This is a genomic window from Nostoc sp. DedQUE12b (assembly GCF_034530835.1).
Classification (GTDB): Bacteria; Cyanobacteriota; Cyanobacteriia; order Cyanobacteriales; family Nostocaceae; genus Nostoc.
The window spans coordinates 16,836-39,888 of sequence record NZ_JAVRCI010000011.1 but is presented as its reverse complement, the minus strand read 5'-3'; the positions used below and the strand labels follow the sequence as shown (position 1 = coordinate 39,888).

The 23,053-nt window shown below is 41.7% G+C and carries 17 protein-coding genes; 11 read left to right on the top strand and 6 right to left on the bottom strand.

The features are described from left to right. Nucleotides 1-69: 69 nt before the first annotated feature. Entirely contained in the window at nt 70-1,620 is a 1,551-nt protein-coding gene (locus RMY16_RS08070; RefSeq protein ID WP_322735939.1) for a PAS domain-containing sensor histidine kinase, read from the bottom strand. A gap of 1,107 nt (nt 1,621-2,727) precedes the next feature. On the opposite strand from RMY16_RS08070, the gene RMY16_RS08065 reads away from it, so the two are divergent. After that, nucleotides 2,728-3,531, top strand: a complete 804-nt coding sequence (locus RMY16_RS08065; protein WP_322735938.1) for a PEP-CTERM sorting domain-containing protein — start codon at nt 2,728-2,730, stop codon at nt 3,529-3,531. A gap of 167 nt (nt 3,532-3,698) precedes the next feature. Here the strand turns inward: RMY16_RS08065 and ebsA are convergent, their stop codons facing one another. Next, the gene (ebsA, locus tag RMY16_RS08060; RefSeq protein WP_104905290.1) at nt 3,699-4,073 is read right to left on the bottom strand and encodes a type IV pilus biogenesis protein EbsA; all 375 of its coding nucleotides are present in this window, start codon (nt 4,071-4,073) and stop codon (nt 3,699-3,701) included. A gap of 644 nt (nt 4,074-4,717) precedes the next feature. On the opposite strand from ebsA, the gene RMY16_RS08055 reads away from it, so the two are divergent. Beyond that, nucleotides 4,718-6,124 (top strand): glycosyltransferase family 2 protein, encoded by a 1,407-nt coding sequence (locus RMY16_RS08055; RefSeq protein WP_322665696.1) that lies wholly within the window; start codon nt 4,718-4,720, stop codon nt 6,122-6,124. A gap of 72 nt (nt 6,125-6,196) precedes the next feature. Here RMY16_RS08055 and RMY16_RS08050 read toward each other — a convergent pair whose 3' ends face one another. Then, nucleotides 6,197-8,293, bottom strand: a complete 2,097-nt coding sequence (locus RMY16_RS08050; protein WP_322735937.1) for a DNA polymerase III subunit gamma/tau — start codon at nt 8,291-8,293, stop codon at nt 6,197-6,199. A gap of 379 nt (nt 8,294-8,672) precedes the next feature. Between RMY16_RS08050 and RMY16_RS08045 the strand changes: the two genes are divergently transcribed. The 6 genes from RMY16_RS08045 to RMY16_RS08020 all read left to right on the top strand — a co-directional run bounded on the left by RMY16_RS08045 (nt 8,673) and on the right by RMY16_RS08020 (nt 18,606). After that, on the top strand, nt 8,673-9,374 hold the full coding sequence (locus RMY16_RS08045) for a hypothetical protein (protein WP_322735936.1): 702 nt from the start codon (nt 8,673-8,675) through the stop codon (nt 9,372-9,374). A gap of 196 nt (nt 9,375-9,570) precedes the next feature. Continuing rightward, entirely contained in the window at nt 9,571-13,425 is a 3,855-nt protein-coding gene (locus RMY16_RS08040; RefSeq protein ID WP_322735935.1) for a CHAT domain-containing protein, read from the top strand. 198 nt (nt 13,426-13,623) lie between these two features. Continuing rightward, the gene (locus RMY16_RS08035; protein ID WP_322735934.1) at nt 13,624-13,806 is read left to right on the top strand and encodes a hypothetical protein; all 183 of its coding nucleotides are present in this window, start codon (nt 13,624-13,626) and stop codon (nt 13,804-13,806) included. 31 nt (nt 13,807-13,837) lie between these two features. After that, entirely contained in the window at nt 13,838-15,523 is a 1,686-nt protein-coding gene (locus RMY16_RS08030; RefSeq protein ID WP_322735933.1) for a M14 family metallopeptidase, read from the top strand. A 189-nt stretch (nt 15,524-15,712) separates the two neighbouring features. Further along, the gene (locus RMY16_RS08025; protein ID WP_322665686.1) at nt 15,713-16,180 is read left to right on the top strand and encodes a GNAT family N-acetyltransferase; all 468 of its coding nucleotides are present in this window, start codon (nt 15,713-15,715) and stop codon (nt 16,178-16,180) included. A gap of 749 nt (nt 16,181-16,929) precedes the next feature. Next, entirely contained in the window at nt 16,930-18,606 is a 1,677-nt protein-coding gene (locus RMY16_RS08020; RefSeq protein WP_322735932.1) for a fasciclin domain-containing protein, read from the top strand. A 58-nt stretch (nt 18,607-18,664) separates the two neighbouring features. Here RMY16_RS08020 and RMY16_RS08015 read toward each other — a convergent pair whose 3' ends face one another. Beyond that, nucleotides 18,665-19,330, bottom strand: a complete 666-nt coding sequence (locus RMY16_RS08015; protein ID WP_322735931.1) for a class I SAM-dependent methyltransferase — start codon at nt 19,328-19,330, stop codon at nt 18,665-18,667. Nucleotides 19,331-19,397: 67 nt separating this feature from the next. Between RMY16_RS08015 and RMY16_RS08010 the strand changes: the two genes are divergently transcribed. From RMY16_RS08010 to RMY16_RS08000, 3 genes are all read left to right on the top strand, one after another. Further along, nucleotides 19,398-19,805 (top strand): hypothetical protein, encoded by a 408-nt coding sequence (locus RMY16_RS08010; RefSeq protein WP_322736013.1) that lies wholly within the window; start codon nt 19,398-19,400, stop codon nt 19,803-19,805. 239 nt (nt 19,806-20,044) lie between these two features. Then, the gene (locus RMY16_RS08005) at nt 20,045-20,818 is read left to right on the top strand and encodes a hypothetical protein (protein WP_322665680.1); all 774 of its coding nucleotides are present in this window, start codon (nt 20,045-20,047) and stop codon (nt 20,816-20,818) included. A 234-nt stretch (nt 20,819-21,052) separates the two neighbouring features. Then, on the top strand, nt 21,053-21,331 hold the full coding sequence (locus RMY16_RS08000) for a hypothetical protein (RefSeq protein WP_322735930.1): 279 nt from the start codon (nt 21,053-21,055) through the stop codon (nt 21,329-21,331). Nucleotides 21,332-21,461: 130 nt separating this feature from the next. Here RMY16_RS08000 and RMY16_RS07995 read toward each other — a convergent pair whose 3' ends face one another. Both RMY16_RS07995 and RMY16_RS07990 read right to left on the bottom strand, forming a co-directional pair. Beyond that, nucleotides 21,462-22,346, bottom strand: coding sequence for a hypothetical protein (locus RMY16_RS07995; protein ID WP_322735929.1), 885 nt, complete (start codon nt 22,344-22,346; stop codon nt 21,462-21,464). Between the two features lie 70 nt (nt 22,347-22,416). Continuing rightward, nucleotides 22,417-23,010: a DUF1517 domain-containing protein gene (locus tag RMY16_RS07990; RefSeq protein ID WP_322735928.1), complete on the bottom strand. Its 594-nt coding sequence runs from the start codon at nt 23,008-23,010 to the stop codon at nt 22,417-22,419. Nucleotides 23,011-23,053: the final 43 nt, after the last annotated feature.

Sequence of the window (23,053 nt, the reverse complement as noted above, 5' to 3'; positions counted from 1 at the left end):
GAATGCGGCGGCCGCCTTGTTAATGCATCGACTTGCAAAAATTAACACCTCCTCCCCAAAGTTCATTACCTAAAAGTTGGCGTGTTTTCTAATCGCGGCATAGTGTCTTGCTGTTGTATTTATCTCAATCACCAACTCTGTTCCTTGACCTAATTGAGAATTACACTTAAGTTTACCTTGATGCTTTTCAACGATAATTTGCCGACTAATTGATAGCCCTAGTCCTTGACTTTTGCTTACTGGTTTGGTTGTAAAAAACGGTTCAAATATATGTTTTTGGATATGGGGAAGTATACCTTTGCCATTATCAAAAATGCGAATGATAACTTTGTGTTTTTTCCCTAATAGTTTGTTATTTAGCCAAGGTTCATTATTATTGACCAATGATAAATGACTGCCAACAACTTCTGTATGAATCAAAATTTTTGGAGTAAAAGAATCATCATGCTTCATTCTCTCTTCTAAGGCATCAATGGCATTAGTTAAGATATTCATGAATACCTGATTTAGTTCACTAGGATAACACTCAATTAAAGGTAATTCCCCAAAGGTTTTAATTACTTTAATCTCTGCTCTATCAGGTTTTTCTTTGAGACGATGTTGTAAAATCCTGAGAACACTATCAAATCCTTGATGTATGTCAACCTTTTGCATTTGACCTTCGTCAGAGGTAGAAAAATTCCGCAAGGCGAAAACAATATCTTTCACGCGCTCAGAACAGGCTCGCATTGACCACAGTAATTTGAAAAATTCTGTCTTCACGAAACCAAAGTCAAGGTGTTGCAAATGTAAGGCAATAACTGGGGTAGGCGTGGGATAGTAATATTGGTAAAGTTCAATAATTCTGATTAAATCTTCAGCGTATTTACTAGCAGTATGGAGATTGCTGGAGATAAAGCTAACGGGGTTGTTAATTTCGTTAGCCATATCTGCCACCAGTTGACCGAGATTAGCCATTTTCTGGTTCTGCAATAACTGCTTTTGAGTATATTTGAGTTCATCAAGAGTAGTTTCTACCTGCTCTGATTTTTCCTTAACTTGGTCTTCGGTAGACTGGCGTTGAGCAATTTCGGTTTGGAGTTGTTCAAATAGTTGGTATTGTTGAGTAGCGTAAGCGCAGCCCGTCGTAGACATCGCCTTATCCTGATTAATATCCTTGTGCGTTCCCACCATCCGCACTGGTTTACCGAATTTATCCCACTGAAATACTTTGCCACAAGTCAAAATCCACTTCCACTCCCCGGATTTAGTCAACATTCGCAATTCGACTTCAAACACAGGTATGCATCCTTGAAGATAATCGTGCAATACCTGGCGAATTTTTGGTAAATCCTGTGGATGTACAAGGTGTTCAAAGGATTTATAATCGTTGTCGATTTCGTCTACTTTATATCCCAGGATACTTTTCCACTGGGGATCGTAATAGGTTTTGTCAGTTACGAGATTCCAATCCCACAACCCCAAACCACTAGCGATTAATGCCATTTGTAAGGCGGCTTGTGAGCATTGGCAAGGATCTAAATTTTCTTGAGATAAGTCTTTTGGTTCTGGGAAATTCTGAGAATCTTGTACTGAAAATGAAGCTTCCGATTCATGGGTAGCGGGTTCTTGGATATGCATAGCTGCTGGTACGATGAGGAAGATATTCTGTAGCTCTCTCTCTACGCTGTTTTAGCACCCTGACGATTCAGTTATGGACAAATCGCCTAGTTGGTTTATTAGGCTGTAACTTAAGTTAGGGATATATCAGCCCATATCATAAATTGAGATGGAATTTAGAAGAATGTAACCTCTGTTGCGATCGCAATAGCAATCTTTTAGAAAAAATCGCTACATTGTTGTGCATCTACATTCTAAGATATGTCTAAAAAAAGTAGTTCAAGTCACATACAATTACCTAAAAAACCCGAACAATTTGTAAAAAAAATCTATGTACGTGCAGAAGCTAATCCAGCTTCATAGAGTCTTGGACATTATGAAACAATTTTCTCCCAAGAGTGCATTTCTCGTTGATGGTTTAATTAAAATTGCACTGAAACTAGTTGAGCCAAAGCATCTAAAAAATTGGTTTACTAATTGCTGTTACTGTACCTCATAAACCTCAAATATGCTGTAAATTACAAAGTATATGGCTAATTAATTTAGAAGGCGATCGCAGTACTCCTGCGTGTGAATTATATCGGTTATATTTCCAACAATATCTCAAAAAAAGTGAGCATTTCAATAATACTCATGTTGAACGGTTGAAACAAGAAAATCAACAGTTGTCCGTCCTCTCTAGTTTAGATTAACTAACTTAATTAGTTAATCACTGCTACTTTGAAAGCTACCTGCAAATTGAGTGGCAAAATTTTGCTCGTCAAAACACTCTAATATCACTGATTTTTTGCGATATGAAGAATAATTCAGCTATTCTGAATTCCGAAGTCAGAATGAATCTGTGGGGAATTCAGACCCGCCACTGTTTTGTTTACCACTAAATATGCAGATTGAGTAGAGGTATTAAACCCCTTAATTCATCCACCAGTCGCACAAAATTTATGTCTGTTTTCTGACTTCTGACGCCTTTATTCTGTTTTGCTAAAAATAGCAACCGATAAGACTTTTCTTATCGATGAAACTTCCATTACTAGCTTGGGAATAATAAATCATGCATGAGATAAACTTGCAATTAATCTCAGCATATTAAGTGTGTTTACTATCGACAAATAAAGGAACAATTTGTTAATGAAAGTGAGTTCATCAGGGATTAGGCTAGGTTTTGCAGCTGTTAGCAGCAGTTGTTTTGCGGCAGTAGCAATCGCGATGAGTGGAGCAAGTGCAATTGCTGCTCAATTCATCACAATTCAAAGCACTGGTACATTATCAGGAACCATCGAACTTCCCAGAAATAATCCCAATTTCAATAACAGTATTACTCGTATTGATACGGATGACACTGGAACTTATTACCGGAACTTAGGTACTAATAATAATCCCAATTATGTTCCTGTATACCATTCAGACTATTTAAAGGTAGAAACACGCTCGGATGGAAGTCTGCATTACTTTGTTGACTTTAAAGGTATTCCGATTGTCTCGTTTAATGGTGTTCTGACATCGCCGGTGCTTTCTGGCGGTCAGTTGACTGCCTTCCTCTACCAGGGACAATTGCCAGGAACCACATTTCAAGGAGTAGTTCAGGATGAATTTAATCTCACAAAAGCTTTCTACACTGGTACTGTCACCGACCCAGACACCGGAAAGAAGTACCAAGGTACTTTTGAAGTGAGTGGATATGGAGAGCGATATAGTAATCCCAATGGGGATTTGACTCCCACGGTCTTTGATTTCAAGTCTGATATCCCAGGTTTCCCAGGCGTAACATCCTTGACCATAACTAACGCTAGTTTGGCAAATCTAAGAATCATAGTACCTATAAATGAAACTTCTATTCCAGAACCCGCTAGCCTTCTCGGAACTCTGATGGTAGCTAGTTTTGGTATCGTTCTGAAAAGAAGAAAAGACAGCGGGCTTAGGAAGACGTTTTAAAGCTTAAAGCCTGTTGTAAAAAAGCTCACAAGGCTGAAGCTGAATTGTAAAAATCAGTGCCTTGTGAGCAAATAATCTCAGACAATAAGGACTAAAGTCCTTACTACAAACTTATTTATCTATCAATTTAAAATAAGCCGGACTTTTGCAAATCCGGCTGAGTTTAATTAATCATCTATACGCAGTAGCTTGCGGTAAAACGGTTGTGAAAAATCGGTTACGCGATAACGTTTATAGTTGTCCATAAGTTCAATTAAAAAATTAATAAACTCGAAACTAGCCATCATCAGTTCATAACTCAGGTCAGCATTGCCATCAAACTGAATTCGGCAACGGGTTAAGTCTGAGGGTAAAGTAGCAACATTCCAGGAGGCGACAAAAGGGACATGTTCGCTGGCTTCGATCTTGCGATGTCCCTCCAAGACCCCTTTTTGATAAAGACTGATGGCATAGGGTAAGAAATTACGCCTAGCACCCTGAACATAAGGTAAGTAAACACTGGCTTGTTGTTGAGTTGCAGGCTGGAGTTGCTCAATAGACATAGTTAAATATTCCTCAAGTTAGTTAGCAACTGGGGATATTAGTGGATGTTAGTAGTATTCCCCAAAGATGTGTCTAAAGCACATAGTGGTCAGTGAAGAAGGGAATAGGGTACAGGTTACAGATTATTCCCTATCACCTGTCAACTGTCACCTCTCCCTAATCCCAATACCAATGCCCCATGCCCCATAAATGAAGTTACTACTAAGAAATATTAAAATTTCGGTTACAATGATGCTGCATTAACTGTTATCGAATCTGGGAACGACAACACTAAAAATGCCTACTGTAAAGTGGTGGATGCCGTTATTGCAGTTTTTCCCAACAAAAAGCTGCTGCTACCTTGCTATTACTTTACCCAAAGCGGAGTTCTCATTGGAGAAAGTCCGACTCTACAAGCTTCCTACCCAAGTGGTTATCAAAGGAATCAAGCCTCTGTCTAAGAGTAGCAAACGTGGTTAATGCGAGGTAATTACGCACAGTGACGGTGACAACAAAGGTAGTCCCAGCGGCTTTTGGCTTAGGGATAGCGGGTATTGCAGTTTGCCCATTCCGATTAATATCGGGAAAAGTAGCTTAGGGATATTTGTCCGTAAAATTACTAACTGTAGACAAATAGTGGTTTTTGAATCAAGCAACCTAACCTATGCCAGCGAATTCCTGGCCCGAAGAAGATTCTTATCAAGAGCTTGATCCGCTCAACTCCTTGCTGTCTGACCTATCAGTAGATGAGGAGTCAGTGTTAGAGACAGATTCTATGTCTCTACCATCCCGGTTTCAAGGTCGTAGAGGCAAAGCAGCTCTAGTCTTGACTATCGTCTGGAGTGGCACGATCGCTCTACATTTAGTTTCTTGGGCTTCAATTTTTATTCTAGGACTAACCACCATTCTAGGATTTCATGCTTTGGTGGTGGTGTTTACTAAATCACGTCGCTATCCAAAAGAAATACAGGGAGATTTACCTTCTGTTTCTGTGTTAGTGGCTGCGAAAAATGAGGAAGCGGTAATTGCTAAATTAGTCAAAAATCTTTGTAATCTGGAATATCCAGGTGGGCAGTACGAAATTTGGATAATTGACGATCACAGCAGTGATAGCACGCCACGTTTATTAGCAGAACTCGAACAGAAACACGACCAGCTGAAAGTACTAAGGCGTTCAGCAGAAGCTACTGGTGGCAAATCGGGAGCGTTGAATCAGGTATTGCCGCTGACAAAGGGCGAAATTATAGCAGTATTTGATGCTGATGCCCAAGTAACACCAGACTTGCTGCAACAGGTAATACCTTTATTTCAAAGAGAAAACGTGGGGGCGGTGCAGGTGCGAAAAGCGATCGCCAACGCTAAAGCAAACTTTTGGACTAAGGGTCAAATGGCTGAAATGGCGCTTGATACCTGGTTTCAGCAACAACGGACTGCCCTTGGTGGCATTGGCGAACTGCGGGGCAATGGTCAATTTGTCCGGCGTTCAGCCTTGGAAAGCTGCGGTGGCTGGAATGAAGAAACCATTACCGATGATTTGGATTTGACAATCCGTTTACATTTGGATAAATGGGATATTGAGTGTGTTTTCCATCCGGCGGTGCAAGAAGAAGGAGTGACAAATGCAGTTTCACTCTGGCATCAGCGCAACCGTTGGGCAGAAGGCGGTTATCAGCGCTATTTAGATTATTGGGATTTAATTCTCAAAAACCGGATGGGAACGCGTAAAAGCTGGGATTTGCTGATTTTTATGCTGATTATGTATATCTTACCGACAGCAGCAGTCCCAGATTTATTAATGGCGATCGCTCGTCATCGTCCACCAATGTTAAGTCCGATCACAGGCTTATCCATTTCTATGTCGATGGTAGGGATGTTTACAGGTCTGAAGCGGGTACGTCAAGATCAAAAGTTCCCACTTTCTACATATCTTACGATGCTGGTGCAAACCCTGCGTGGCAGTTTGTATATGTTGCACTGGTTAGTCGTCATGAGCAGTACTACTGCCCGGATGTCGGTAAGACCAAAGCGCCTGAAATGGGTGAAAACCTTGCATACAGGGAATGGGGAATAGCCCATTTGGGAAATTCAAAATTTAAAATTCAAAATGCAAAATGCAAAATTACCAAAAATAATTTTGCATTTTTTATTCATCATCAACTTCTGCTTCTTCTACCCATTCTGGTGTAGTTATGGAATCGGAGAATTCTGGAAAATCATCTGCAAAACGGATAATTTGTCCATTGAAAAATTCTGCTACACGTTGAGCTGCGATCGCTACTTCGTCAGGTTCCCAATCAGGTGCGGGTGTCGGCTTTGGGGGTGGAGGCAAAGTTTGCATCCCGTTTCCATTTACCCCGTTTCTATTTGCCCCATTTCCATTTACGCCATTTTCATTTACACCATTGCCATTTCTTGCTGCCAACTCGCTTTTTTGTGGTGCTGGTGATGGATTAGTTGGCTGTGGTGCTGGCGCTGGAGGCGAAATTTGCTGGTTGTAACTGGGAGTTGGTGGTTGCTGAACGCGAGTAGAATCTTTTGGCGGAGGATTTTTTTTAGCTGAGGTAGGAGTTGCAGAACTGACTTGTTCCAGATTTACCTGAACTTCACGTTGAAAAGTCTGCTGGAAAGCTGCTTTCATCATCGGGAGATCAGATTTAAGTGTTTCATACCATTTAGCCCCTTTAACAGCAATACGCGCTACAGTACCGTTAAACTCTATTAGCTGGCACATTTGTCCAAGTAAAGCTTGCCTGGAAGGCATCGGAAAATTAGCACGCACCTGTTGCCAAACCTGAGTTAAGTCATATTGTGCTTCCCCAACAACTTCTTCTCCAACAACTTCTGAAGTTTCTGGTTCAATGTTTACAGGTGGCACAGGAACAGCAACAGGTTCTGGGGTTGGTGGTGAAACTGATTTAGCAGCAGAATTGTGATTTGTTTGCTGTTCAACAGGGGGAGATGAAGTGACGGGCTGATTTTGAGCAGCTGCTTGATGATTGGGAGATGCAGAATTATGATTTGTTTGCGGTTCAGCTAAAGGTACAGAAGAGACTGCGTGATTTTGGGCAACTACTGGAGGATAGCTTGGAGATACAGCAGGTGTATTAACTCGCGGCGCGACACTTGGGGCTTGTAGCTGAATATTCGTCGTCGCACTAGGCAACAATCCTAGTAATGTTACTTCCAACCACAAACGCGGCTGGGTGGTATTTTTAATTTGTACTTCAGCTTCTCGTAAGTGTTTCTGTCCCGCCAAAATCACGCTGATATCGAAGTATTGAGCAAACTCAATCAGCGCTGTCCAAGTTTGCTGAGTACAAGCAACCAAATCGTGGCGGTTGGGTGCTGTTTTCGCTATGAGTAAATCGCGGTAAAAAGCAGCGAGATTTTGCAGAATAGTTAGGGGTTCTCGACCACGATCTAGAATGTAATGAGTACAGTCTAGAACTGCTTCGGGTTTATCTTGAGCGATCGCATTTAAAAGCGCTAACAAGTCCTGTTCGCTTACCGTACCCACCAAATCCCAAACTCGCTCTGGTGTGACTTCACCTGCTAACAAACCCAATTGGTCGAGTAGACTTTCGGCATCCCGTAACCCTCCCTGAGAAAGTTGGGCTACCAAGGTGACAGCATCATCTGAAATATGAATGTTTTCTTTAAAGGCGATCGCACTTAAATGCTTCACCATCGCCTCTAACTGAATGCGTCTAAAATCAAACCTTTGACAGCGCGAAATAATCGTTGGTAACACCCTTTGCGGGTCTGTTGTCGCCAATACAAAAACCACGTGTCTCGGTGGTTCCTCTAGTGTCTTTAGTAGCGCATTGAATGCCTGGGTACTGAGCATGTGGCATTCATCAATAACATAAACCTTGTAGCGACACTGCACAGGAGCAAACTGGGCTTTTTCAATCAACTCGCGGATATTATCGACACCAGTGTTACTGGCAGCATCGATTTCAATTACATCTAAAGCGTACCCCTTAGCGATCCCCTGACAAACCTCACACACGCCGCAGGGTTCAGCAGTGGGCTTATCACTTTTAAGACAATTGAGGGATTTAGCCAAAATCCGGGCACTAGAAGTTTTCCCCGTACCTCTTGGCCCGGTGAATAAGTAGGCAGGGGCGATTTTAGATGTGCCGATCGCGTTCGTGAGGGTGGTCGCGATCGCCTCTTGACCCACCAGTTCAGCAAAACTCTTGGGGCGATATTTGTGGTGCAGGGGTTCGTAAGACATGGAAAAATAGACTTCAATGCCTTTCAACGTGAATTAGTAGCACCGAGTCGAGTTTAGGATTCAATAATTTTAAACTCTCGTACCTGGCTTTATTTATCGATGTTGCCATAGCCCTTGCACTCAACTAATGCCTTAAATTTTGGCACTCAGGAAAGCAAGCAACCAAAGCTTATCCTCTACTATGATTTCAACATCAATGTATCGGAATTATAGCATATCATTTAGTACATTTGTTCTATTTAAGAAGACTGGGAAGCAGAGAAGAATAACTCTTGACAAATGACTAATGACTAATGACAAATGACTATACGTTTTATTTACTGAACTAACGCCATAGTCCAGTGCGATCGCTACAATTTTATAGATAAAGTAAAACTCGATGGTGCAGCAGATGCTCAAGCGGCTATTTCAATGGCTCAAAAAGCTTTTTCAGAGCTTGTTTGGAGGAAAACAGACTACCTCAAAATCGAGGGGAAATGTGGAAAAAGAACCAGCACCCCCCTTGAGCGATACGGATCTGGAATTTCTCTTCAACGAACTGTTGCAAGGAGTACATCAAGCACGAGGGGAAGCATGGGCACAGAAGTGGCTGCATAATATCGAACATCGCATCACAACTCAAGAGTGGGTTGAGTGGTTAGGGCGCTTTGGCGACAGATTGCTCGCATCTCCGACACCCAATAATGAAATGGCGGCGCGGTTAGTGCAATTGGGTGAGTTAAAAGTCGGAGAAATTGGAGATGTTGCCTATAATATCGGGATGCAGTTGTTGACACGCAATGAAGGCGAACCAGTTTGGGAATATGAAGGGCCAGATGCTTTTAGCACAACTCCTTTGCCCTCTGAAGGAACTGCCTCAGTATCGGAGTCAGCAGGTGCGCCAGAGAACTTACCAGAGGGAGAATACCAAACTGTCACCCTAGAACAGTTGTTTGTAATGTTACAGGAGGATGAAAATTTACGTCAGCAAATTGCTCAACAGCTTGCCGTTGATACAGACGATCCACAAGTGCTTGTCCAGGCATTAATTAGTCAGTTATATCCTGACGGTCAATCGACTACAGAGCAAACTGAAAATTAACTGCTTGCCAGAGTCAAATTCAAGAGTTAAACCTGGGAATTGTAACGTTGTAATGCTATGCTCTTGAAGATTTGTATATTTTTTGCTAACCTCTACGGAAGCGCTGTCCGAATCTAATGGATTTTTACGTAATTGATGATTTTTTTAAGACAACGATGGCTACAATCTAGAAAAACAAAATCCAAGAGTGTGGCAGATGCTCAGGCGGATATCGCAGTCGCTTAAAAGGTTTTTAAAGCGCCTCATTGCAAGTAAACAGAATAGTTCTCTCAAGGCTTCGAGAGGACGCAATCTGGTGGGGGTACCACCAGAACTAACCAATGCGGATCTGGAACAATTGTTTATCCAATTGTTAGAAGGCGTGCATCAAGCACGAGGACGACAGTGGGCATTGAGGTATCTGCAACGAATCGAATATCGCATTCCGGCTGAACGTTGGATAGACTGGTTGGTGATGTTTGGTGAAAGCTTGCTAGCTTCACCTACACCAAATCCTCTTTTAGCAACACAGATGGTGCAATTGGGGGAACTTGGTGTTGGCAGAATTGGAGAAGTTGCTTATGACATTGGCATTCGGCTAATGCAAAACTTACCTACAGAAATAGAAGATTATCAGGGCAATCAGGCACAAGATGATCTAGAAATCACTCCTGGGCAAGAACTGATCCGCGATTTGGGCGAACAGTTATGGGAGCATGATGAGCCAAATGTAATCGAAACTACTCCTGGGCAAGAACTGATCCGCGATTTGGGCGAGCAGTTATGGGAGTATGATGAGCCAGATGTAATCGAAACTACAACCAATGAAGAAATTATCCCAACTTCTCCTGGACAAGAGCTAATCCTTAGCTTTGGCGAACAATTATGGGAATATGATGAGCCAGATGTTGAACCAATAACGTCAGCACCTCAAAATACCTCTTCTGAGGAGAGATCGGCCGGAAACTTCGAGGAACTGGTATCGGAATATGAAAGGGAAGACGCCCAAACTACAATACCAGAAAATATCCCCCTGCCGGCAGCAGAAGATACAATCAGCTTGTTGACCCAACTTCGGTTCGACGAAGAAATTGTTCAAATTACTACACCAGCAAATCTTCTTTCCACGAGACAAAAGACTGAATTAGCAACGTCTCCCTCGGTGGAAACCTGGGATAACACTTTGACGAATTTAGAGCCAAATGTGGCTAATACTTTAGATGAGTTGTGGGTGAAGTTGGATCAAAGTACCAATTTAGTCCAGCAACTTGCTTCGGATTTGGCAGTTCAAAGCAGTAATTCTCCTGGTATTATTGAGCGGCATAACGATAATCCGATTACCCACGCTCAAGGGTGGTTTTACCAAGGTCTAAGCCAAGCGAAAACAGGCGATTTGCTAGGCGCGATCGCATCTTATGACCAAGCCATTGAAATGCAACCCGAATTTTCCGAATATTGGTTTAATCGAGGCTTAACGCTGTTCCATTTAGAACGTTTTGATGAAGCGATCGCATCTTATGAAACAGCCATACAACTGAAGCCAGACTTCTACAAAGCTTGGTACAACCGGGGTGGAACTCTCGGAGAATTAGGATACTTTGAAGAAGCGATCGCTTCTTTTGACAAAGCTATAGAAATCAAGCCAGACTATCAAGAAGCGTGGTCTAGCAAGGGTTTGGCACTGCTGAAATTAGGTTGGCTACCAGAAGCTATTGCTAGTTATGACCAAGCGCTACAACTCGAACCTGAAGACCAGGAAAACTGGTATCACCGAGGCATAGCCCTAGCTGTGAGCGAACAATTTGCCGAGGCGATTATATCTTATGACAGAGCGATAGAAATTAACCCAGAGTACCATGAAGTTTGGATAGACCGGGGTGTAGTGCTGTTTAATTTAGGCAGGTGGTCAGAAGCGATCGCCTCCTGGGACAAAGCACTTTCAGTTCAAGCCGACTTCTACTTAGCTTGGTACAACAGAGGTATAGCATTAGACAACTTAGGACGTAGACAAGAAGCGATCACCTCCTATCGGCAAGCGATCGCCATTAAACCCGACTTCCACTTAGCTTGGTATAATCAGGCAATAGCACTGTTTCATTTAGAACAATTTGCCGATGCGATCGCCTGTTATGACAACGCTTTGCAAATTAAACAAGATTATTGGGAAGCTTGGATTGGTAGGGGAACTGCGATCGGTCATTTAATGAATTATGACGAATTACTGAATTTGTCGAGTAGTATCATCGCGGCAAATCCTGCCTTACAACAGGGCGGCTACGAAGGAAAATTAGCCAGCTACGAAGAAGGGTTAAGGCATCTGCGGACAGATACCCATCCAGAAGGTTGGGGTAGATTGCATTTTGCGATCGCTAATACTTACTACGAAGAAGGTAAAAAACATACCAATACGCGCGATTATTGGCGTAAAGCTGCATCTGAGTACCATCAAGCGCTGTTAACCCTGACATTAGAATATTTTCCCCAGTTGCATTTAGAGGTTTTACAATCTCTAAGCAAAGTTTTGATGGGTTTGGGACAAACCACACAAGTTCAAGAATTGCTGCAACGTGGGACAGATTTATTGCGACAATTACTGAGTGAAGAAACTCGCTCAGACGAAAGTAAAAAACAGCTAGCTTTAAAATTTGCCGGCTTCGATCAATTGGCAGTTGATTTAGCTGTAGAGTCGGGTGATTTAGTAGAAGCTTGGGAAATTGCCGAACAAGGCAAAAATGCTTGTTTAAACTGGCTGCTTTCTGGCTGGAATCATAATATTTACTCGCCTTATTATGGCGCAATTCAACAACTATTCAATCCCACAACAGCAATTATTTACTGGCATATTAGTCCAGTTGCCCTACATACTTTTATTCTCAAAGACCAAGCGCCATCACCGATTCTCCTGTTTACACCCATGCAAGATACTGGGGTAATACCTTTAGGAGAAGACGCTATCCGTCTCAATGAATTGCCTTTACCCGAAGCAGTACAACGCCTAATTGAATTTGAAACTTGGCTAGAAGATTGGCATCAACACTACCAAGAATATCGCAGCACAGCCCATGACAAAGAAAGTAAAAGCCAGCATTCTTGGCGAGTTGAGATGGAAGAGAAACTGTTGCAACTGTATGAAATCCTGAATATTTCCACAATTGCACAGGAACTCGAAGGCATCACCCAACTGGTCTTAATTCCTCACCGTGACTTGTATCGATTGCCCATTCATACACTTTTTCATCTTTCTTCGCCATCACCAGAAGAGTTACCCAATGTGGAATCAAATTTCAGCGTCACCTATCTACCTAGTGCCCAAATAGGTTTATCAATCAGAACTGAGGATATTTGGCAGTGGCAAAATAAGTTCTTGCTTAGTGTTGAACATCCTGAAAGTACAGGTTATCCCACACTTAAATTTGCCAAACTGGAATCTGAAATTGTTAGTCAGATGTTCAATAACATCCAACGAATTCCGGGAGCAGAAGCGACAAAAAGTATTGTTGAAAATGCCTTATCTGATAATTATAACATCTTACATTTTACGGGTTATGCCACTAATAATTTGGTTGAACCCAAAAAGTCAGAATTAGCATTAGCAGGTGAAGATAGACTTACTCTAGATGAAATTTGCCAACAAAATCTTGCAAGTTACAACCTTATTACCCTCTCTGCTTGTGAAAATTTAAGTACTAGCAACCACACTATCACTAGTGAATATGTGAGTTTAGTCAGTGGTTTTGTAAGTCAGGGCGTACCTCATGTAGTGAGTACTCTCTGGAGTGTGGAATCTTCCGCTAGTGCTTTGGTAATGATCGAGTTTTACCGACGATTACAGCCTAATAAATCAGCAGTTATTGCTTTAGCGGAAGCCACACGATGGCTGAAAGAACTAACTGCCGGAGAACTGACAAAATGGTATGAAGATATTTTGAATAATCTGCATCCAGAGGAAGTAAGAATTCAAACTTATTTAGCGACCCAACTATATAGAAATAGTAAAATGGCATCAGATAAAAATCTTTATAATCATCCTTATTACTGGGCAGCATTTACGATTACGGGTAAACCTAATTAATCCTTTGAGACTTCTGTTTCAGCCATAAAATTAGCTAGATACTTATTTTTAGCTTCACCTATCTAAAAGTTCAATAACATCAGTAAAGTAGTTGAAATATATACAAAAATTCTATTAATTCGCTGTAGTCGGAAAGTTGATGGCAGGAGTGAAGATTAAAAATAAATATGAAATCATAAACCAGAAATATATTACTTAATGAAAACAATTGAAGAATTAAAAACTCGGATCAAGGAACTCAGTAGTCAAGCTGTAAAATTTAGTAAAAAAGCAACTGAAGTGTGTTTAACGGATCGGGAAAAAGCTAAACAGTTCAGACAACAAGCTAGAGAAGCTAGTAAACGTTGTCAGCTATTAATACAAGAATTCAAACGGCAATAGGTTTAAAATAATTCGTACTGAGGGGTTTATTATGCCAGATGTTCGGTTTGATAAATACTATCGTTATGAAGACTTAACGCGCATTCTACACAGTTATGCGAAGGAATTTCCCCAACTAGTACACATAGAAAGCATTGGCAAAAGTTACGAAGGACGTGACATCTGGCTATTGACAGTTACCAACTTTGCCAGTGGCGCACATCAAGAAAAACCTGCCCTTTGGGTTGATGGGAACATCCACGCCACTGAACTAGCACCGTCAAGTGTTTGCCTATACCTCTTGCAAACATTAGTTACAGCTTACGGCACTCACCCAGAGTTTACCCGTTGTTTAGATACCCGCACCTTCTACATTTGCCCCCGTGTTAACCCTGATGGCGCGGAGTTGGCATTGGCTGACAAACCGAAATTTATTCGCTCCGGTACTCGTCCCTATCCCCATGATGAGGAAGGGAACGACGGGTTAGTGATGGAAGATATCGATGGCGATGGTCGGATTTTACTGATGCGAATCCCCGATGCTAATGGGGCTTGGAAAGTCTGTCCAACTGAACCACGGCTGCTGGTGCAACGCGAACCAACAGAAACAGGTGGTCAGTATTATCGCGTACTACCAGAAGGAAATATAGAAAATTATGACGGAGTTCAGATTCAGATTCAGCGTTCTAAGCAAGGACTAGATTTAAACCGGAATTTTCCGTTTTTGTGGCGGCAAGAATCTGAGCAATCGGGGTCTGGTTCTTATCCTACATCTGAAACAGAAGTGCGATCGCTTGTTCAGTTTATCAGTACACATCCTAATATTACAGGAGCGATCGCTTTTCATACCTTTAGCGGTGTTCTCATCCGTCCCTACACCCACCTCAGCGATGATGAATTCCCCGTCAATGACCTCCGCACTTATCAACGCATTGGCGCTAAAGGTACTGAACTTACTCAATACCCAGCCATCTCCGCCTTTCATGATTTCCGCTATGACCCCAAAGACGTAATTACAGGTACATTCGACGATTGGGCTTATGAATATCAAGGTTTATTTGCCTGGACAGTAGAAGTCTGGAGTCCGCAACGTCAAGCTGGAATTAATGATTATAAATACATCGATTGGCAGCGAGAACACCCTGTAGAAGATGACCTGAAGTTGCTGCGTTGGAGCGATGAAAAACTTACAGGTAAGGGCTATGTAGATTGGTATCCCTTCCAGCATCCCCAACTCGGTCAGATTGAACTAGGCGGCTGGGATACCATGTACGCTTGGACAAATCCACCGCCTGAATTTCTGGAGAAAGAAATAGCCCTCTTCCCAGAATGGCTGGTTTGGCATCTGTTAATATCTCCGCGTTTAGAGATTTACGAAGCCAGTGTCCACAACTTGGGTGATGATACTTATCGGGTGCAATTGGTTGTACATAATACAGGCTGGTTGCCCACCAACGTCACCCAAAAAGCTTTAGAAAAAAAGCTGGTGCGGGGCTGTATCTGTGAAATTGAACTGCCTTCTGGGGGAACTTTGGTAACGGGTAAACCCCGTGAAGAGTTAGGTCAATTAGAAGGACGAGCCTATAAGCCTTCAACTCCCATTAGACGGCACAGCGATCCTACCAAGGATCGGGCAAAAGTTGAATGGGTGGTGCGTGCGCCTCAAGGTAGTACAGTTAAACTGCTAGCCCGCCATGAACGTGCTGGAGTTGCTCGCACTGAATTGACATTCCCATAATTTTGACATTTGAAATGTCAAAAATTCCCTTAAAACGAAACTATGTGAACAGAGGTAAACTAGACCAAAACTTTCTTTCCTCCTGCCTCCTGCCTGGTTGTTGAGTTTCGACTACGCGGCAGTTGAGCGTAGTCGAAACACTACCTCCTGCCTTATCGCAACGATAAATTTTTACACCGATTTACAGCTTTGTCTAAACCGATAATTACCGTTCGCCTAATTACACGCGACGAACTTCCGCAACTTTTGGCTTTATATAAGCATCTAAATCCTGTCGATGCACCTCTACCGACTGATGATGTTTTACAATCTATCTGGGATGGGATTTTACATGATCCCCGTTTGTATTACGTTGTAGCTGATGTTGATAACCAGCTAGTAGCAACATGTAATTTAACTATTGTTCCCAACTTGACGCGTGGCGCACGTCCATACGGCATTATTGAAAATGTTGTTACCCATCTCGATTATCGACAACAAGGATTTGGTACACAAGTGCTGCATTATGCCTTAGCTTTAGCATGGCAGCAACAGTGCTATAAAGTGATGCTTCTAAGTGGTTCAAAACACGAAGAGACGTTGCACTTCTATGAAAAAGCAGGATTCAAGCGTGGACTAAAAACAGGATTTGTTGCCCTACCTCCAGAGGAGTTGTGAGCAAAATTTATTATACAGATTAGCCAGCTTCCAAAAATCCTAGTTTATCTTTGGGTTCGCTTTTATAAAATAGTCTTTTGGAAAAAAATAATTCTTAGCCAAAAATCTTGGGGCAATCAGGCTCGAAAATTTTGATTGCGATCGCTAATTTTTAGTCTAGTATTTGAAAATTTACCATTCAGGACAACTATCTAAAGAGTGAAAGTTTTTCTTCAAAATCCAGCCCTGAGTTAGTTGTATAATTTTGATTAAAGAATAATACTACATCATATCGCCAAGAGACATTTTATTTATTAAATCTTGCTAAAGATCATGATACATTTAGTTTGACGGCATGAACCCTCCTCGGCAATTATAAAGAGATGGCTATTAAAAGCCAATTATTTTACTGCTTGACTGGAATTTTAAAACTGATAAAATCGCCTATCTGCATTAATTATCTTTATTGTTGCAACAGAAGAGATTACCACAGTATGCCTGCTTCTCTTTAGTGCGATCTGCGGTTCTTTAAAAAACAAACAAATAGGAATCCGATACTACATAATGTGGTAAACATTTGGATAAATGTTATGAGATATCAGAGCAGCTACTCATAATGTCCCACATTTGAACTTTCCAGAGTTAACAGGTTTCATTTTGGTTTCCATATCAAGGCGAACCAAATAATCATCTGGATATTTGTATTCACTTAACCTTGCATCCAGTATTTCCCAATAGTCAACCCAAGAAATTGAAAAGAGGATATTTCCATGTCTAGTTTGTCTCGTTGGTCATCAACAAAGGTTGCTTTGCTAGTTCTGGGAATGACAGCTGCTACAATAACTCCCATCGTAATTTCTGCCCCAGCTTCATCTCAAACTCCTGTTCCATCTGCGACACCATCACCAGCGACACCATCACCTACTTCAACAGTTAACTTGTCTGATGTTTCCTCAGATTATTGGGCGCGTCCCTTCATTCAAGCCCTAGCTGAGAATAACGTGATTAGTGGCTTTCCTGATGGTACTTATAGACCAAATCAGCCTGTGACTCGTGCTGAATTTGCTGCCTTGATTCAAAAAGCTTTCAGTAACCAAAACCGAGTTCGGCAATTAAGTGCAGGTGGATTTAGTGATGTTCCTGCTAACTACTGGGCAGCTGCTGCAATTCAAAACGCCTACGAGACTGGATTTTTGGCAGGCTATCCTGGGAACGTGTTTAGACCAAATCAAGAAATTCCTAGAGTGCAGGGGATCGTTGCTTTAAGTAGTGGCTTAGGTTTAACTGGTGGCGATACAAGTACTCTCACTAATTACTACAACGATGCCTCAGCTATCCCTGAGTATGCTGTTGGCAGTGTGGCAGCAGCGACAGTAGGTAATCTTGTTGTCAACTACCCGGATGTAAAACAACTCAATCCCCAACAGTCTTTGACTCGTGCTGAAGCAGCAGCACTTTTATATCAAGCTTTAGTTAGACAGGGACGGGCACAACCCATTGCTAGCAATCTTCCAGCTAGTCAGTACGTTGTAGCTGGAACTCCTACAAGTACCGATATTGTTTCTCTGGCAGCATCTAGTAGTTCTTTTACAACTCTGACTTCTTTATTAAAGACAGCCGGTCTATCAGATATTCTTCAACAGCCAGGCCCTTATACGGTCTTCGCTCCCACCAATGATGCATTTGCTGCTTTACCTGCTGCTACCTTAGAACAGTTACAGCAACCAGAAAACAGAGAAGCGTTAGTTAAGATTTTGAGATATCATGTGGTTCCCGGTGCGGTAACTTCTAGTCAACTCTCGGCAGGGGAATTGGCAACCGATGAAGGAAGACCTGTAAATATTCAAATCGATTCCGCTAAAAGTCAAGTCTCGGTGAATAATGCCAGAGTTCTCCAAGCAGACGTTAAAGCTAGCAATGGTGTCATCCATGCAATTAACCAAGTCCTGATTCCGCCTGATGTTAACATCAGTCAGTTAAATCAGCCACCAGGAAGCACGGATGGAACACCCGATGTTACAGCAGGTAGAGCTACTCGTGGTGGCAGAAGCTATATCGGTGGTGGTGGTAATATTGGTTTGAGCGGCAACGATACAGCTTTGAGCGATAGTAACTTTGCAGTAATCAGTAAAGTTGGTTTGACAAACTATCTATCAGTTAGACCATCGGTGATCTTTGGGGACGATACAATATTTTTGGTTCCCCTAACTTTAGATTTTTCTCCACGGACAGCAGGTAGCGTGGGTGAACGAAGCTTTGCTATATCTCCTTTTATCGGTGCTGGCGTAGCAATTGAAGCTAATCTAGATACTGATATTGGATTACTGCTAACTGGTGGTGTAGACCTTCCTGTAGGTTCTCGATTTACGGTGACAGGTTCCGTAAATGCCTCTTTTCTGGATGATACTGATGTAGGGCTACTATTAGGAGTTGGCTATAACTTCTAAGTAAATAGAAGCAGAACACGCAATAAGGGCGCACAGTTAGTTGTGCGCTCTTGCCGTATTAAGCTCGCTTGATTGCTAAAGTAAGTCCATCGGCAATGGGGACAAGGGAGAGGCTGATGCGTTTGTCATGATGTAACTTCTCGTTCAGCGCGCGGATTGCTTGAGTGCTTTCATCTTGATTTTGCTCATCAGCTACTTGTCCAGACCATAAAACATTATCGATCGCAATCAATCCACCTGGACGCACTAATTGCAGCGATCGCTCATAATATCCATGATAATTTTCTTTATCAGCATCAATAAAGGCAAAATCAAAAGTTTCGGCTTGCCCAGTTGCCAATAGCCAATCTAAAGTTTCCAAAGCTGGTGCCAATCGTAGATCGATTTTATCGGCAACCCCAGCTTCTTGCCAATATCGTCGGGCGATCGCAGTAAATTCTTCACTCACATCACAAGCAATAATCTTCCCATCAGTCGGTAGCGCCAAAGCTACAGAAAGTGAGCTATAACCCGTAAATACTCCAACTTCTAGGGTTTTCTTCGCTCCAATTAACTGCACCAGAAGGCTCATAAATTGCCCTTGTTCTGGTGAAATCTGCATTCCACTCCGGGGATGATTGGCAGTTTCTTGGCGCAACTTCCTAAGAATTTCTGGTTCTCGCAGCGAAACGGATAAAAGATAATTGTAGAGTTGTTTATCAAGACCTATAGACTGTTTTGGCATGGTAGATCAGAGAATTGAGAGAATCTACAGTTATACTATCGCTGATAAGTGGAATCTCAGGAATAACATGGTGCGGTTAGTTTTGACAGCAATATTGCTGGTGCTAGTGACAGCTTGTGGCAGTATTGGACTGCTACCAACTAGCGATTTAGTGCAAAAAGCGATCGCACTTGGGCTAGAACAGACTCAACAAAAACTTAGCCAACAGTTGGATCTAGATTTTCAAGGATTTGAAATCAAACGGCTATCAATTACCCAGGAACAACCACTGACGATTGAAAATTTACCAGCTTTCCACGTGCGGGGAACCTATGACTTGATTGTTAAGCTACCAAAACGGCGCTTGACGCAACCCAAAAAACCCTTTGATGTTTACCTGCAAATTCAGCAAGAAGGTAAAACTTGGCGATTGCTAATTCCAGAAAAAGGTAGTAAAAACACTCAATCAATTTGGCGCAGTTATCTCATCCAATAATGACGGGGAAACGTTATTACGCCAAGAATCGTTGTCTTTATCTTTTTTAATTTCGTTGAAAACTTCACAAAGAGCATTGAATCTTTTGCAATCATCTACTTGAAACTCTACAAAGCAGTATTCCATTCTTTCTCCCTTCTTTTATTATGTGCAACTAGAAAAACCATCACAAATATATTTGTATAATTGAGAACCACTAGCCATAATCGAGGTGATAGTTTCATCGGAGACAGGGTAAGATGTATATCAACTTTTTCATCAGTTCCATTATTGGAATTGTGGTTCCGGTGCTGGTGGCTTTTGGCTTACTGCAATGGTTGCACATACCTACAGGTAACTTTCTTGATTGGGTAATTGGTGGTGCTAGTTTTTGGTGGCTGTTGGTAATTGTTACCGTACCGTGGAATGTGCATTTTCAAGCCAAAGAAGTCTTAGCAGAAGCAGCACAATCAACTGAGAAAGGCATTCCAGTTGATGAGAAACAAGTAAAGTATGTCACAGTATTGGCAAAGCGATCGCTCTGGGTTGCTATTGCTTTACACTTATTCTCAGCCGTTGGTCTTTATACCCTTGCTGTCACTGGTATTAGTACAGTTGGATATATAAGTTCTGGTGCGGCTTTGTTATTAACAATTCTGCGTCCAGCGATTCGCGCTTATGAGTATTTATATGCGCGGTTAGCGATGATTCGCCAAGAATGGAAGTATCCGCGCGAAGATATTTTTGAACTGCGCGATCGCTTCTCTATATTGGAACAAAAAATCCAGTCTTTGGAAGATCAACTCAATCCTGAACAACCCTATTCCTTATCCGCAACTCAACAACGTTTTGCCGAAGAAACTCGCAGAGATTTAGCCCGAATTGCAGCTAATTTAGAAGAATTACGGGCGACAAATCAAACAGAACATGAGCGTTTGGGAAGAGAAGCCAGAAATGCGATCGCGCAACTTTCTACTGACGGGCAATTTCTGGATCATGTCCGCGAAATTATTCGATTTTTTAAGACAGCTTAATTATTGCTTTAATAACTGACTAAATTTAAGTTTTGGATTGTGATAGTAAATATTCATTGTCCAAAATTTAAAAAACTTATTCAAAACTACAAACTTTAATTGATTTACGTCTAACGACTTAGTGAGTATGCCTTCATTTCTACTAATTTAAAATCCACTATTGAGGTTCATAGTATACCTTACTAGAATAGGAGAGGCTATAGTAAAGTTCACATAACATCAGGAGTACTTACAGTGAATCAGATACAACTGACTTTAACTATTGGTTACTTATTAATGACATGCTATTTTTTAACTAATTGGTTAATATTTTCCCTACGTCATCCTGCTTCTAACCCGGAAGATAAATTTTTCTCGGTTGTGATGTTTGTGCTAACAACTATCTTCTGGCCTGTGATGATTCCGATGTCTTGTTTAGAAATGGTTCAACAAAAGCGAATAGACTTTAGTAAAATGATTCCTGTTTTCTTAGCAATATTTGTATTTAGTATTTCATATTATTTAACCGAATAATTAATAATTCCTCCTCGTAAATTGCATAGATATTAAAGAGAAACCGGAGGTTTGACTTGTTACCCTCCGGCTTCTTTGTGTACAACTACCTTAACTTTTTAGGCAGTCTATTTATTGCATTTGGAATTTTCTAACGGCGTCTGCTGCCAAAACCAGTTGAGCGGCGGGGTGCTGAACTACGCCCGCTACCAAAACCACTACCAGAACTGCGTCTGGGTGAAGTGGCTCTACCAGAGGGCTGCAACGTACTACCACCAAAACCAGAACCAGAAGGACGGTTATTACCTGTAGTGCTACGCGGTACATTGCGTACATTGGAATTTCCAGGATATGACCTTCTAATTGTCCCTGTATTACGGAATGCAGTGCGATTTCTCACGGCTGCTGGTTGCGTATTGTATCGAGTTTGGTAATTTTGAACTGCTTGGCCATAGCTTGTGCCATATCCACCAAAGCCACTTAATCCTTGTCCTGGGTAATAGGCAGGGGGTACATAATACTGGGGCCTAAACAACAGACTACCAATCGCCTGACCTGCCACAGCACCAGCCACAGACCCAGCAAATGGTGCCCAGAAGCTATTTTCTCGACGGACTACAACCGTCTCTTGCTGTCCGGTTTGGGGATTGGTTTTATTCTCGGTAACGTTGTGGACGTAATCTATTTTAAAGTCTTCCGTTAGATATAAAATCGGTTGTCCTTTTTCTACCTTCAGATAGGTTTTCTTACCTTGCTTGATTTCATCATCAGTTAACCGTGCCATTTGCAAATTTTCGGTTGCAAAGGTTGGGGGATTATTGTTAAGTAAAAACAGGCTATACTCACCAGTTGCATCGTCATAAGTAGCTTGTTGTATTTTATACTCACCATCACTCAGCTTTGTGTTAGTAGAGGTTTGGTTAACGTTCTTAGCAGGAGGAGTAGTTTCGTTTCCTCCACCACAAGCGACAGTTGTGACACACAAACTCAGAGCTAAAAAAACGGCTGTAAATTTACGTACTATGGTCATGATCATTGGATTATTGTCCTATCTCTGAGCTTAACAATTTATCGATACGAGTAGTAAGTACGGACTACCCAACAAATTACAAAGGAATCAATTCTGGATAATATTGCAACAGTTGATCGCTAGTGAGTTCATCGCCCAGCTGTGCTGGAGAGAAATGCACTTGGATTGCCTTTAATCTATGTTTATAATGCAAATTTATCAATGCTTTCAATCCTTCCTTGAGCGCCTGAACGTTAGAAAGATCGGTTTCCAAATCTGGTACTTCTCCTTCATAAGCTACTGTAATCATCACAATGACGTTGCGGGTTACAGGTATAGATAAAGGTTCATTCAATCCAGAGTTAGAACTGTAATCTGGTTCGCTGAGATATCTTTCGGCAGAGTCAGTAAATAATTCATTCACATAATCCCCTGCCTCGCCTTCATTAAAAAATATGTCACCTTCGTTGGCAGCAGAAAGCCAATATTCATCGTATTGCAGCAGGGTTTGGCTGATTTCTACCAATCCTTCTCCCAAAACTTCTAAATCGCCATCAGCATCGATCGCATCTCGTCCAGCACTATTTAATACTCCCAAAATTGGCGCTACTTCACCTCCCCCTAAGTGCAGAAATAGGCGAAACACTACATAGCGAGTTCGACCAATCATTTTATTAAAAATATTGCTCATTTTTTCCTCCAAAATTTTTGTTTTTTGTCATTTGTCATTTGTC